Annotated in this window: 12 protein-coding genes; 9 read left to right on the top strand and 3 right to left on the bottom strand. The window is 56.5% G+C overall.

The annotated features are described in order from the left end of the window. The first annotated feature begins 7 nt into the window (after window positions 1–7). From modF to gpmA, 5 genes are all read left to right on the top strand, one after another. Window positions 8–1,480 (top strand): molybdate ABC transporter ATP-binding protein ModF, encoded by a 1,473-nt coding sequence (modF, locus tag ACXIZX_RS05315; RefSeq protein WP_479403727.1) that lies wholly within the window; start codon window positions 8–10, stop codon window positions 1,478–1,480. A gap of 360 nt (window positions 1,481–1,840) precedes the next feature. Next, window positions 1,841–2,884: a galactose-1-phosphate uridylyltransferase gene (galT, locus tag ACXIZX_RS05310; protein WP_479403726.1), complete on the top strand. Its 1,044-nt coding sequence runs from the start codon at window positions 1,841–1,843 to the stop codon at window positions 2,882–2,884. Next, complete coding sequence (gene galK / locus ACXIZX_RS05305; protein WP_154153312.1) at window positions 2,885–4,033, top strand: galactokinase; 1,149 nt, start codon at window positions 2,885–2,887, stop codon at window positions 4,031–4,033. It abuts the gene before it with no gap. Then, the gene (gene galM / locus ACXIZX_RS05300) at window positions 4,027–5,061 is read left to right on the top strand and encodes a galactose-1-epimerase (RefSeq protein ID WP_179451547.1); all 1,035 of its coding nucleotides are present in this window, start codon (window positions 4,027–4,029) and stop codon (window positions 5,059–5,061) included. The genes galK and galM overlap by 7 nt, the downstream gene beginning before the upstream one ends. 150 nt (window positions 5,062–5,211) lie before the next feature. Beyond that, complete coding sequence (gene gpmA / locus ACXIZX_RS05295; RefSeq protein ID WP_479403725.1) at window positions 5,212–5,964, top strand: 2,3-diphosphoglycerate-dependent phosphoglycerate mutase; 753 nt, start codon at window positions 5,212–5,214, stop codon at window positions 5,962–5,964. 60 nt (window positions 5,965–6,024) lie between these two features. On the opposite strand, the gene aroG is transcribed toward gpmA, so the two are convergent. Then, window positions 6,025–7,077, bottom strand: a complete 1,053-nt coding sequence (gene aroG / locus ACXIZX_RS05290; RefSeq protein ID WP_479403724.1) for a 3-deoxy-7-phosphoheptulonate synthase AroG — start codon at window positions 7,075–7,077, stop codon at window positions 6,025–6,027. Window positions 7,078–7,377: 300 nt separating this feature from the next. On the opposite strand from aroG, the gene ACXIZX_RS05285 reads away from it, so the two are divergent. From ACXIZX_RS05285 to zitB, 4 genes are all read left to right on the top strand, one after another. Continuing rightward, a complete protein-coding gene (locus tag ACXIZX_RS05285; RefSeq protein WP_154192254.1) occupies window positions 7,378–7,713 on the top strand; it encodes a YbgS-like family protein in 336 nt (111 codons plus the stop codon). 103 nt (window positions 7,714–7,816) lie between these two features. Beyond that, window positions 7,817–8,401, top strand: coding sequence for a response regulator (locus ACXIZX_RS05280; protein ID WP_479403723.1), 585 nt, complete (start codon window positions 7,817–7,819; stop codon window positions 8,399–8,401). Continuing rightward, window positions 8,383–11,469, top strand: coding sequence for an ATP-binding protein (locus ACXIZX_RS05275; RefSeq protein WP_479403722.1), 3,087 nt, complete (start codon window positions 8,383–8,385; stop codon window positions 11,467–11,469). The genes ACXIZX_RS05280 and ACXIZX_RS05275 overlap by 19 nt, the downstream gene beginning before the upstream one ends. After that, window positions 11,438–12,406 carry a CDF family zinc transporter ZitB gene (gene zitB, locus ACXIZX_RS05270; protein ID WP_061717352.1) on the top strand — a complete coding sequence of 323 codons (969 nt, stop codon included), beginning with the start codon at window positions 11,438–11,440 and terminating at the stop codon, window positions 12,404–12,406. Before ACXIZX_RS05275 ends, zitB begins: the two co-directional genes overlap by 32 nt. Here the strand turns inward: zitB and pnuC are convergent. Continuing rightward, the gene (gene pnuC, locus ACXIZX_RS05265) at window positions 12,400–13,122 is read right to left on the bottom strand and encodes a nicotinamide riboside transporter PnuC (protein WP_479403721.1); all 723 of its coding nucleotides are present in this window, start codon (window positions 13,120–13,122) and stop codon (window positions 12,400–12,402) included. The genes zitB and pnuC overlap by 7 nt on opposite strands. Window positions 13,123–13,149: 27 nt before the next feature. Then, the gene (gene nadA, locus ACXIZX_RS05260; protein ID WP_479403720.1) at window positions 13,150–14,211 is read right to left on the bottom strand and encodes a quinolinate synthase NadA; all 1,062 of its coding nucleotides are present in this window, start codon (window positions 14,209–14,211) and stop codon (window positions 13,150–13,152) included. Between the last annotated feature and the right edge of the window lie 10 nt (window positions 14,212–14,221).

Genomic DNA, 14,221 nt, shown 5'->3' with positions numbered 1-14,221 from the left:
ATAAATCATGGCTTCATTGCAAATTTCGCAAGGCACGTTTCACCTTAGCGACACCCGAGCACTGTCCCTCAACGATTTAACTCTCGACAGCGGCGAAAGCTGGGCGTTCGTCGGCGCCAACGGCAGCGGCAAGTCATCGCTGGCGCGCGCCCTCTCCGGCGAGTTGCTGCCCGGCAAAGGCAGCGTGCAGCAGAATTTTCAGCGCCGCACGCGTCTTTCGTTAGAGCAGCTGCAAAAACTGGTCAGCGATGAGTGGGAACGCAATAACACCGATCTGCTGAGTGAAGGCGAAGACGATACCGGCCGCACCGCCGCGCAGATCATTCAGGACGAAGTGAAAGATGAGGCGCGCTGTCAGGCGCTGGCGCAGCAGTTTGGCATCACTTATCTGCTTGATCGTCGCTTCAAATACCTCTCCACCGGCGAGACGCGCAAAACGCTGCTGTGTCAGGCGCTGATGGCGCAGCCGGATTTGCTGATCCTCGATGAACCTTTTGATGGCCTGGATGTGGCGTCGCGCGCCAGCCTGGCGCAAACCCTCAGCGATTTGCATCAAAGCGGTTATAGCGTGGTGCTGGTGCTCAATCGTTTTGATGATATTCCCGAGTTTGTCGAGAAGGTTGGCGTATTGGCGGAGTGCACGCTAACCCACGTGGGCGAGCGCCGCGCGATTCTGGCTGAAGCGCTGGTGGCACAGCTGGCACACAGCGAGAAACTCGAGGGCATGGCGCTGCCGGAAGCGGATCAGCCGGATCAATTGCCGCAGCTGGCCGAAGATGCGCCGCGCGTGGTTCTGCGCAACGGCGTGGTGTCGTACAACGATAAAGCGGTAATTGATGGCCTGAACTGGCAGGTTAATCCCGGCGAACACTGGCAGATTGTGGGGCCGAACGGCGCGGGTAAATCTACCCTACTCAGTTTAGTGACCGGCGATCATCCGCAGGGTTACAGCAACGATTTAACGCTGTTCGGCATCCGACGCGGCAGCGGTGAAACCATCTGGGATATCAAGCAGCATATCGGCTACGTCAGCAGCAGCCTGCACCTCGATTATCGCGTCAGCTGCAATGTGCGCACCGTGGTGCTCTCCGGCTTCTTTGACTCGATTGGCTTGTATCAGGCTGTGTCCGATCGGCAAAAAGCGCTGGCGCGTCAGTGGCTGACGTTGCTCGGTATGGATAATCAGCTGGCCGATGCGCCGTTCCACAGTTTGTCGTGGGGACAGCAGCGGCTGGTGCTGATTGCGCGCGCACTGGTGAAGCATCCTACGTTATTGATCCTCGATGAACCGCTGCAAGGGCTGGATCCGATTAACCGCCAGCTGGTGCGTCGCTTTGTCGATGTGCTGATTGGTGAAGGTCGCACGCAACTGCTGTTTGTTTCCCACCACGCCGAAGATGCCCCGCAGTGCATCACCCACCGCCTGAGTTTTGTCGCGCAGGAACAGGGCTACGGTTTTCTGCAAGAGTCGCTGCGTTAATTAGCGGTCGCCATGAATGGCGACCCTACGAAGGCCTACCGTGCAATAAAGCCATTGCCAAAATAATTCGTGCTGCTGCAAGGCGGCAAGCAGGCAAGTCCCCAGGAGCTTACATCAGTAAGTGACTGGGGCGCGCATGCGCAGCCAACGCAGCAGCAGTTCGAAGTATGAAGGCAATGTAACCGCTACCATTTCATTGCCTGGTAAGTAAGCAAATAGCACTGATAACCCCACAAAATGAGAATCGTCACCTTGTGTAAACGATACCATTTATCCAGACTGGATCACGCTTTCACGCTGGTCTTTGTGCTACTTTGATCAAAATCATTTTTATCTGTTTGCCGTTTACCAGGACTCATCATGGAAAAATTTAACCCGGTCGATCATCCGCATCGCCGTTATAACCCATTGATCGATCAATGGGTGCTGGTCTCACCCCATCGCGCTAAGCGTCCGTGGCAAGGCGCGCAGGAAACCCCGGCGCTGGAGCAGCTGCCGGCGCACGATCCTGACTGTTTCCTCTGTGCGGGAAACACTCGCATTACCGGTGACAAAAACCCCAACTATAAAAGCACTTACGTGTTCACCAATGACTTTGCCGCGCTGATGACCAACACGCCAGACGCACCGCAGAGCGACGATCTTTTGATGCGCTGCGAAAGCGCGCGTGGTACCAGCCGGGTGATCTGCTTCTCGCCAGATCACAGCAAAACGCTGCCTGAGCTGCCGCTGAGCGGACTGGAAGATATCGTACGTACCTGGCAGGAACAGACCGCCGATCTCGGCCAGCACTATCCGTGGGTGCAGGTGTTTGAAAACAAAGGTGCGGCGATGGGCTGCTCCAATCCGCATCCACACGGTCAGATTTGGGCCAACAGCTTCCTGCCGAACGAAGCGCAAAAAGAAGATGACCATCAGCGTCACTATTTTGCCGAGAAAGGCACGCCGATGCTGGTCGATTACGCCGAGCGTGAAATGAATGAAGGCAGCCGCACGGTGGTGGAAACCGAACACTGGCTGGCGGTAGTGCCGTGGTGGGCGGCGTGGCCGTTTGAAACCTTGCTGCTGCCGAAAGCCCATGTGAAACGCATCACCGATCTCACCGAGCCACAGCGCACCGATCTGGCGCTGGCGCTCAAGCAGCTCACCAGCCGCTACGACAACCTGTTCCAGTGCTCATTCCCCTATTCAATGGGTTGGCACGGCGCGCCGTTCAATGGCGAAAGTAACGATCACTGGCAGCTGCATGCGCACTTCTATCCACCGTTGCTGCGTTCAGCCACGGTACGCAAATTTATGGTTGGCTATGAAATGCTGGCCGAAACCCAACGTGATTTAACGGCGGAACAGGCAGCTGAACGTCTGCGTTCTGTCAGCGATGTCCATTTCCGCGAGGCGCAATAAATGTCATTAAAATCCATTACTCAACAGGTATTCGCTGACACCTTCGGCTATCCAGCCACGCACAGCATTCAGGCACCGGGCCGTGTCAATCTGATCGGCGAACACACCGATTACAACGATGGCTTCGTGCTGCCGTGCGCCATCGATTATCAAACCGTGATTGCCTGCGCCAAACGCGACGATCGTCAGGTGCGCGTGATTGCCGTCGATTACGACAATCAGCAGGATAGCTTCTCGCTGGATGCGCCGATTGAGCCGCTGAAAGAGCCAATGTGGGCCAATTACGTGCGCGGCGTGGTGAAACATCTGCAGAAACGCGATGCTAGCTTTGGTGGCGTCGATATGGTGATCAGCGGCAACGTGCCACAAGGCGCGGGCCTGAGCTCTTCGGCGTCGCTGGAAGTGGCGGTTGGTACCGTATTCCAGCAGCTGTATGCATTGAACCTCGACGGCGCAGCGATTGCAGTGAACGGTCAGGAAGCGGAAAACCAGTTTGTCGGCTGCAACTGCGGCATCATGGATCAGCTGATCTCCGCGCTCGGTCAGCCGGATCACGCCATGTTGCTGGATTGCCGCACGCTTGGCACGCGCGCGGTATCGATGCCGGAAGATGTCGCAGTGGTGATCATCAACTCCAACTTCCGTCGCAGCCTGGTGGGCAGCGAATACAACACGCGTCGTGAGCAGTGCGAAACCGGCGCGCGCTTCTTCAATAAACCGGCGCTGCGCGATGTGACGCTGGAAGAGTTCGAAGCCTCAGCAGGCGAACTGGATGCGTTGGTAGCCAAACGCGTGCGTCACGTCATTACCGAAAATGCGCGCACGCTGGAAGCAGCCGATGCCTTAAGCGCTGGCGATTTGAAACGTATGGGCGAACTGATGGCCGAATCGCACGCCTCGATGCGTGACGATTTCGAAATCACCGTGCCACAAATCGACCAACTGGTTGAGATTGTGAAAGCAGAAATCGGCCCGCGCGGCGGCGTGCGTATGACCGGCGGCGGATTTGGTGGCTGCATCGTGGCGCTGATGCCAACCGATCTGGTCGATGCGGTGAAAGCGGTGGTGGCCGAGAAGTATGAAGCACAAACCGGCATCAAAGAGACCTTCTACGTGTGCAAAGCGTCCGCAGGAGCAGGCCAATGGTAAGTGATGTGAATTCACACGCGCCAGACGGGCAACCGTGGCGCATCACTGTGCTGCGTAATCGCAACGGCATGGTCGCGACCTTTATGGATTGGGGCGCGACCTGGCTGTCAGCGCGCGTGCCAATGCTGGATCACAGCGTGCGTGAAGCATTGCTCGGCTGCGCCACGCCATCTGATTATCTGCATCAGGATGCCTATCTTGGCGCGACGATTGGCCGCTACGCAAACCGCATCGCCTCGGCCGAACTGAAGCCGCTTAATTTGTTGCTGGCAGCGAATCAGGGCGCACATCAGCTGCACGGCGGGCCGGAAGGTTTCGATAAACGTCGCTGGCAGATCCTCAGTCAGAGCGAAAGCGAGGTGCACTATCGCCTCGATTCGCCGGATGGCGATCAGGGTTATCCCGGTAATTTAATCACCGATGTCATCTATCAACTTGATGATGATAATTGCCTGTCGATTCGCTACGAAGCGCAAACCGACAAGCCCTGCCCGGTCAATCTGACCAACCATGCTTACTTTAATCTTGATGCGCATCATGGTGATGCGCGCCAGCATCGCTTACAACTGCACGCCGATCGTTACTTGCCGGTGGATAGCGAAGGTATTCCTAACGCGCCGCTGAAAGAGGTAGCGGGAAACAGTTTTGATTTCCGCCAGCCGAAGCGCGTCGCTGATGAGTTCCTCGCCGATGACGATCAAAAAGCGGTGAAAGGCTATGACCACGCCTTTTTGCTCAACACCGCTGGCGACAGCAGCCAGCCCGCCGCCCATTTGTGGTCTGCGGATGGCAAGCTGGAGCTGAGCGTATTTACTGCTGCCCCGGCGTTGCAGTTCTACAGCGGCAACTATCTGGCGGGAACACGCGCCCGTGAGCAGGACAGCTATACTGCTTTCCAGGGCATCGCTCTGGAGAGCGAATTTTTACCGGATTCGCCCAACCATGCAGAGTGGCCGCAGCCCGATTGCTGGCTGCAACCCGGCGACAGCTGGCAGTCCGTGACGCGTTATCGCTTCACGCCGCACTGAGCCACCGGATGAAAAACGCGCACTGCGCTGCCGACAGGCTTACGCCGTGCGTTGTTTTCCGCTATGGTATGGCGCTATTAGTGAGCCGCTTCTCAGCGGCCGCAGCCGGTTTCAATACTAATCGTAAATCGAGCATTAAGGAGTAAAGCTATGGCCGTAACTAAGCTGGTACTGGTGCGACACGGCGAAAGCCAGTGGAACCAGGAAAACCGCTTCACCGGATGGTACGACGTTGACCTGTCTGACAAAGGTCGCACTGAAGCCAAAGCAGCCGGTCAGCTGCTGAAGAAAGAAGGTTTCGTGTTTGATTTCGCTTACACCTCAGTGCTGAAGCGCGCTATCCACACGCTGTGGAACGTGCTGGATGAGCTGGATCAGGCTTGGCTGCCGGTTGAGAAAACCTGGCGTCTGAACGAGCGTCACTACGGTGCGCTGCAAGGTCTGGATAAAGCAGAAACCGCCGCTAAATACGGTGACGAGCAAGTGAAACAGTGGCGTCGTGGCTTTGCCATCACCCCACCAGAGCTGGATCGCGCTGATGAGCGTTTCCCTGGCCACGACCCGCGTTACGCTTCACTGACTGACGCGCAGCTGCCAACCACCGAAAGCCTGGCGCTGACCATCGAACGCGTGATTCCTTACTGGAACGAAAGCATTCTGCCGCGCATTAAGAGCGGTGAGAAAGTGATCGTTGCTGCACACGGCAACTCACTGCGTGCACTGGTAAAATACCTCGACAATCTGAGCGAAGGCGAGATTCTCGAACTGAACATCCCAACTGGCGTGCCATTGGTGTATGAGTTCGACGAGAACTTCAAGCCGCTCAAACGTTACTATCTGGGTGATGCTGACGAGATCGCTGCGAAAGCGGCAGCCGTAGCAAACCAGGGTAAAGCGAAGTAAGCGACCGCTGAAACGCAAAAAGGCCAGACGCGAGTCTGGCCTTTTTTATTGCCGCTAAGCTTAACCGCGACGCTGTTTGACCGCCTGAGCCAGCTGACGCAACGCTTTCTCGGTGTCTTCCCAGCCGATGCAGGCATCGGTCACGCTCTGGCCGTACACCAGCGGTTTGCCGCTTTCGAGGCTCTGATTGCCTTCCACCAGATGACTCTCGATCATCACGCCAGTAATCGCCTGCTCACCGCCGGCAATCTGCTGCGCCACGTCATCAGAAACGACCATCTGACGCTGGAACTGCTTGCTGCTGTTGGCATGGCTGAAGTCGATCATCACCTGCGGACGCAAGCCTGCTTTCTCCAGACCGGTTTTCACTGCCGCCACGTGTTCAGCGCTGTAGTTCGGCTCTTTGCCGCCGCGCAGAATGATGTGGCAATCTTCGTTACCGCTGGTTTCGACAATCGCCGAGTGACCATATTTGGTGACCGACAAGAAGCAGTGTGGCGCGCTGGCTGCACCAATCGCGTCAATCGCCACTTTAATGGTGCCGTCGGTGCCGTTTTTGAAGCCCACCGGGCAAGAGAGGCCGGAAGAGAGCTCGCGATGCACCTGCGATTCAGTGGTACGTGCGCCAATCGCGCCCCAGCTCATCAGATCGGCCATATATTGTGGCGTGATCATATCGAGGAACTCACCCGCTGCAGGCAAACCGATATCATTGATATCCACCAGCAGCTTGCGCGCCAGCCGCAGGCCGTCGTTGATCTGGAAGCTGCCATCCATAAATGGATCGTTGATCAGCCCTTTCCAGCCCACCGTGGTGCGCGGTTTTTCAAAGTAAACGCGCATCACCACTTCGAGATAGTCTTTCAACTCATCACGCAATTTCAGCAGACGCGCGGCATACTCTTGCGCAGCCTGGGTATCGTGAATCGAGCACGGACCGATCACCACCAGCAGACGATCATCTTCGCCATGCAAAATGCGGTGAATCGCCTGACGTGACTGCGCAACGGTTTCGGCAGCTTTATCAGTGGCGGGGAATTTCTCAAGCAAGGCAACAGGAGGAAGTAACTCTTTGATCTCTCTGATGCGTAAATCGTCGTTCTGGTAATCCATACACAATTCCATTCAAATTTCTGGCCCAACGTCCGTCGGGCGCAACCCGCCCACTTTAGCCCTTCACGCGGTAGGTGTAAATTACGCACCGTGGCTAAAATGTATATCTCAAGTTTGCATTTATATATCTATGCACTAAGCTTTTTAAATGTAAGCACTAAGGAATGAGGTGTTTACAAAATTTAATATTTAAGCGAAGCGTATAAGGTGGAATTTTATTCCATCGCGGCACGCTATTTTCGTCAATTAACACCAGTGCGTGTTTGACGGCAACTATCCATTAATTACTGGAGCATAATGATGAATAAGTTTGCAATGATCTTTCTGACGGCAGCGATGACTTTAGGTAGCGGTGCTGTAATGGCTGCAGACAATAATGGCGCGGCTAACGCTTCAGCAGAAGCCGGCGCAGCAGCGGGTGGTGCAAAACAGAATCTTCCACCAAATAAAGTTGATAACAGCAAAATCAACAGCGGCAGCATGAATACGAATAGCGCTGCAACATCCGGCACCAACACCAGCAATATGTCTGCGGAACAGGTTCATAAAAATTCAATGTGTAAAGAGGGCAAATGCCCTGACATGAATAAAAAAGTCGGAACCAAGCATCATAAGACCGATGGCACCACGCAATAAGTAAGTCATTGGTATCAATCGGGAGAGCTTCGGCTCTCCCTTTTATTTTGTGCCCCGCCCTTTTCCGCTATGCTGAAGCAATGAAATTCACAGGAACTGATTCATGGCTTCATTGCTGCTTATTGATGATCACCCGTTAGTTGAAGTCGCACTGGAAGCGGCTTGCGTTAACGCTCCCATCACGCTGAAAATTCACGCCGCTGGCGACGAAGCTCAGGCCCGCCAACTGCTGCAGCAACATCCCATCGATTTAATTGTGCTGGATATTGGCTTACCCGATTGCGACGGCCTCGAGCTGCTGCGCCGTTTTCGTGTGCGCCACCAAGACTGCCCGGTGCTGATCTACTCAGCGCAGCAGAGCCGTCACACATTGCTCAGCGCAGTGTCGTTGGGCGCCGCCGGTTACGTGGTGAAAAGCCAAAGCATGGCGCAACTGCTGAGTGCAATTCTGGCAGTGCTCGGCGGACAACAGGCGTTTCCGCCGCTGCCAGAGCGTATCGAACTGCCGTTAACCGAGAAGGAGCAGCAAATTGTGGCGCTGTTAGTGCGCGGCTTATCGAATCTGCAAATTGGCGAGCAGCTGCACATCAGCAATAAAACTGTCAGCACCCACAAGAAAAACATCCTGGAGAAAACCGGCGTGCAATCGGTGGTTGAGCTGGCTGAATTGTGGAAAGCGCAGCAGTGAGGATATGGCTGCTACTCAGCCTGTTGGTGCTGAGTGTGCTGGCGAAAGCCGATCTGCAACCCGCCAGCAGCGTGATGTTACCCGCAATGATGCCAGCGCCGCACGCCGAGCCGTGGCCGGGTGCAACCTTGCGCGTCGCGGTGCCGGCACAGAACAGCGCGCCCTGGGCGATGCGCATTGGCGATCACATCTGGGGCATCGACGCCGACTATCTCAGCGCGCTTAGCCAGTTGACAGGTACCCATTTCACGCTGCAAAGCTATGCCGATCGCGCGCAGCAGCTGGCAGCCTTGCAGCGCGGCGAAGTAGATTTGGTGTTAAGTAATCAACACGCCGAGCTGCCGCCCGATGTTCTGCTCAGCGACAGCTGGTACAGCAGCCCGATTCGTATCTATCGCAACCGGGATAATCAGCGCGCGGTGATGTTCAACAGCGACACCGCGCAGCTCACCATTGCCGAGGCGACGTTAGCGCAATTACCCGCCGAATTTGTCCAGCAGCATCGCTGGCACACCTTGCCGGGTGATCTGCAGGCGCTGTATGCACTGCTTAATCAGCAGAGCGATTACCTGGTCGCCGATGAAGCCAGCGCCGGTTTCCTGCTGGGCCAGCTGCAGCAAGGACAAATCTACCAAATCACCGCCGATCCCGGCGCGGGTGAACTGACGCTACGTGCGCTGGCGCGCGATGCCGCCTTGATCCACTGGCTTAACAGCCAGCTGCGCCTGCTGCCCGCCGAATTCAGCAGTCGCGTCCAGCAGCGCTGGAGTCCGCCGCTGCTGCGTTATCAGGACACGCAAACATTGATGCTGTCGGCCGGCGAAAAACAGTGGCTGGCGCAGCACAACGAGATTCCGTATGCGGTTGAGGCGGATAACGCGCCATGGAGTTATCGCGACAGCAACGGCAATGCGCGTGGCTTTGGCATCGACCTGCTAAACGCCTTAAGCCAAAGTACCGGCCTGCGTTTTACTCCACGCTGGGTCAACAATCCGCAGCAGGCCGCCACGCTTTTGCAGCAACAGCAGGTAATGCTGAATCTGTTACAACCGCTGTATGGCGACGATCCCGGCAGCAACACCTTGCCGGTATGGCGCGCCATTTGGGGGATTTACACGCTTGCCACGCATCAGCCAATGAACTGGCAATCCCTACAAGGCCAGCGCGTGGGTGTGTTGCGTGACGATCTCGCCTCACGTTTGCTGCCATCAGGCATTACGCCACAGCCGTTCGACGACCGGGCGCAGCTGTGGCAAGCGCTGAATAGCGGCCAGATTGATGCGCTGGTGGATAACGTGTTGTCCGCGCGCTGGCGTATGGCGAGTCACGAAGATAATCGCGTGCATCTGGCGTTTGCCGCCAGCGATATCGCCTGGCCGCTGGCACCGCAGGTAAGCGCTGAACAGCCTGAGCTGCGCGCCCTGCTCGACCATGCTCTGCAGCAGATCCCGCCCGATACGCTCAACCAGATGCGCGTCAGTTGGTCGCAGCCGCCGCAGCCCGGCACGACGATAGCGATGCGCAATATTCCGCTGATGATTTTGATTGCGGCTGGCGTGATTATTCTGTTGCTGCTGGGTTTGCTGGCGCGTCGTTACTGGCAGCAGCGTCGTGATCGACTGCAGCGTGAACAGGCCGAACGCGCCAATGCCGCCAAGAGCCAGTTTCTCGCCACCGCCAGCCACGAACTGCGCACGCCGATGCAGGCGATTCTCGGTTTGCTGGAGCTGGAACAGCAACAGCACCCAAGCGAACGGCTGGCGCTGATGCACAGCAGCGCGCGCTCGCTGATGGCGCTGCTGAACGACTTGCAGGATCACGCACGCATTGAGAGCCAGAGCTTCCGCCTGGCGCCGCGCCCGCTCAATCTGACACTTTGGCTGCAGCAACAGCAGCAGTTTTATCATCCCTTGATGCGCGATGCCGGGCCAAACCTGATTGCCGAAGCCCTGACGCCGTTGCCTGCCAGCGTGTTACTGGATGGCGATCGCCTGCAGCAGGTGGTGAATAATTTGGTCGCCAACGCCCTGAAGTTTACCCGCGAAGGCGAAGTGCGCCTGTCGCTGGCGGTTGATGCGCATATCCAGCTTACGGTGGCCGATACCGGCAGCGGCATTCCGCTTGACGAGCAGGCAGAGCTGTTTGAACCCTGGTATCAGGCGCCATCCGGCAAAAGCCATGCGGTACAAGGTAGCGGATTGGGTTTGTTTATCTGTCGCGAGATTGTGCAACGGATGGGCGGTACGCTAACGCTCACATCAGAACCCGGCAGCGGCACCACGGTCAGCGTGCAGTTGCCGTTAGTACTGAGCGAAGAGCCGTTAACCGAGCGCACAGCAAGCTGGCCACTTTACCCGCAGCTGCGTGTAGCGATCGTGGACGATCATCCGACCAATCTTTTAGTGATGCAGCAGCAGCTGGCAAACTTTGGTGTGCAGGCGCAGGTGTTTGAAGAGGGCCGAGCGCTGCTGCGCGCCGATGCCCAGCGCGCCTTCGACATCCTGTTTATCGACCAGATGATGCCGCGCCCGGATGGTTTAACGCTGCTGCGCATTCTGCGCCGCCGACAGCACCAGCGCGGCACCGCCACGCTGCGCGTGCTGTGCTCTGCGGATGTTCAGTTGCTGAAAATCGCCCTGCAGGACGATGAAGCCTTGCTGCTCAAACCCATCGAGCTTGATCATCTGGCGCCGCTGCTGGCGCGCGCGATAAAAGATCCGCTGGATTTGTTGCCAAACAGTTTGCTGATTTTGGCGCAGAATAATCAGGCGTTTATTCCACGCATCTGCCAGACCTTGCAGCGCACGCTGCAACAGGATCGGGATTCGCTGATCAGCGCACGCGATAAGCAAAACTGGTCAGCGCTGGAACAGGCAGCGCACCGCATGAAAGGCAGCTGGTTGATGCTCGGGATGGATGAGGTTGCCGAGCGCTGTCAGCGGTTGATTGTGCAGACCAAACAGCAGCAGTTGCCGCTTGATGATCTCAATTTACTGATATCATTAACAAACAGGTTACTTAAACAACTGGAAAATTATGGCACACACTCATTCCCACGGCGCAGCTAGCAGCAACCGCACGAGGCTGGCAGCGGCGTTTGGCGTAACGGCGCTGTTTATGGTGGCGGAAGTGATTGGCGGGCTGGTTTCTGGCTCGCTGGCGCTGCTGGCCGATGCCGGACATATGTTGACCGATGCCGCCGCACTGCTGATGGCGTTACTTGCGGTGCAATTTGCTCAGCGCAAACCCAACGCGCGTCATACCTTCGGCTTGCTGCGCCTCACCACCTTAGCGGCGTTCGTCAACGCCATTGCGCTGCTGGTGATAACGGTGCTGATTGTCTGGGAAGCGCTGCGTCGCTTTTACGAGCCACAGCCAATAGCCGGCGGATTGATGCTCGGCATCGCCATTGCCGGTTTGCTGGCCAATCTGCTGTCGTTCTGGCTGCTGCACCGCGGCAGCGAAGAGAAGAATCTCAACGTGCGTGCGGCAGCATTGCATGTGCTGGGCGATTTGCTGGGTTCGGTCGGTGCGATTGTCGCGGCAGTGATCATCATGCTGACCGGCTGGACGCCGATCGATCCGATTCTGTCGCTGCTGGTGTCATTGCTGGTGGTGCGCAGCGCCTGGTCGCTGCTGCGCGAGAGTCTGCATGAGCTGCTGGAAGGTGCGCCGGGCCATATCAACGCGGATAAACTGTCGCGTGAGCTGACGCGCAATATCGATGAAGTGCGTAACGTGCATCACGTTCATCTGTGGCAAGTAGGTGAAAAGCCGGTGCTGACGCTGCATGTACAGGTGATTCCGCCTTACGATCATGACGGCTTGCTTAAGCGCATCCACCATTATCTGCATGAGCACTATCAAATTGCCCACGCCACGGTGCAGATGGAGTATCAGCCGTGCAGCGGACCGGACTGTGAGCTCTGTTTAGATAACAGCGCCGCGCAGCACGATCACCACGATCATGCTGCGCTGGAAGGTCACGCTCATCATCATCACTGATGTGACAGCGCGCGCGAGCCATGTTCGCGTGCGCTTTGCATCCATAGGCGCGAACCGTTAAGCGCAATCAGCGTCAGAATCGCGTACTCCAGTGACATGGCATAAACGCCCTGACGCGCAAATATCATCACGCTTATAACGTTGATCACCACCCACAGCAGCCAGTTCTCAACGTATTTACGCGTCATGAGAATCATCGCCACAATCGACAACACCATCATGCATGAATCCCAGAATGGGAAAGCATCCGGCTGCAGCTGCGGCATCGCCACGTTGAGGCCAAGACTCTGCATAATGCCGACTGCAGTTTTGGTCAGGAAGGCAAACACCGGATCGATGTACACTGTCATCAGCGCAATCGCCACCACGCACGCCGCGCTCCAACCCAAGGCTTTTGAGCGCGGCAGCCAGCGAATTTGCAGCTCAGTTTCATTGTTGGCGGTTTGCCGACTCCACGCGTACCAGCCGTAAACGTTGGCGACGAAGAAGAACAGCTGCAGCAATAAGCTGGCATAGAGCTGAATCTGGAAGAAGATCACCGCGAACAGCGTGACGTTAATCAGCCCGAAAAAGTAGTTGATGATTTTTTCCAGGCTGGCGAGCCAGATACACAGCAAGCCAGCGATGGTGCCAACGGCTTCGATCCAGGAGAGATCGTAGCCGCCAACGCCTAGCGGAATGTGAACCAGAATATTTTGCGTGCTAAAGAAGTCCATATAAGGTGCCTGTGTAACGGGAGCCCGTCATGCATTCCCTTTGATTTTAAGTTTGAGATCTGCAGCAAAGGATAGCATGCGATTAAGCGGGATCAACGCGGCCTCGCGCAGCGCATCATCGACATGAATTTCATGCTCGCTGCCGCCACGTTCCAATCCTTCGGCAATCGCTTTCAGGCCGTTCATTGCCATCCACGGACAGTGCGCACAGCTGCGGCAGGTTGCGCCCTCACCTGCGGTTGGCGCTTCCAGCAACTCTTTGTTCGGCACCGCCTGCTGCATTTTGTAGAAGATGCCGCGATCGGTGGCAACGATCATCTGCGGATGTGGCAAGTTTTGTGCCGCCTGAATCAGCTGGCTGGTGGATCCCACCGCATCGGCCAGATCGACAATCGCCTGCGGCGATTCAGGATGCACCAGCACCGCCGCATCCGGATAGAGCGCCTTCATGCGTTGCAAAGCCTGCGTTTTGAACTCGTCATGCACGATACAAGCGCCCTGCCAGCACAGTACATCTGCGCCGGATTTTTGCGTGACGTAGCGGCCAAGGTGACGATCTGGGGCCCAGATAATTTTCTCGCCGAGACTGTCGAGATGTTCAATCAGCTCAACCGCGATGCTTGAGGTGACGACCCAATCCGCGCGCGCCTTCACCGCCGCCGAGGTGTTGGCATACACCACCACGGTGCGATCGGGATGCTGATCGCAGAAGCGGTTAAACTCCTCAATCGGGCAACCGAGATCGAGCGAGCATTCCGCCTGCAAGGTAGGCATCAACACGGTTTTTTCCGGGCTAAGAATTTTTGCGGTTTCGCCCATAAAACGCACGCCCGCCACCAGCAAGGTTTTAGCGGAATGTGTGCTGCCGAAACGCGCCATTTCCAGTGAGTCCGATACGCAGCCGCCGGTCTCTTCCGCCAGCGCCTGAATTTCAGGATCGGTGTAGTAATGCGCCACCATCACCGCATCACGTTCTTTCAGCAAGCGTTTGATTTTGTTTTTGTAATGGGATTTTTCATCGTCACTGAGACGTGCCGGTTTCGGCGGGAAAGGATAGATCGCGCTTTCAGGATCAAACATCAGACTCATGACACGGCTC

This window comes from Candidatus Pantoea symbiotica, assembly GCF_056491525.1.
Note: the sequence above shows the minus strand (reverse complement) of the source record. Positions and strands in the feature narration are given on the sequence as shown.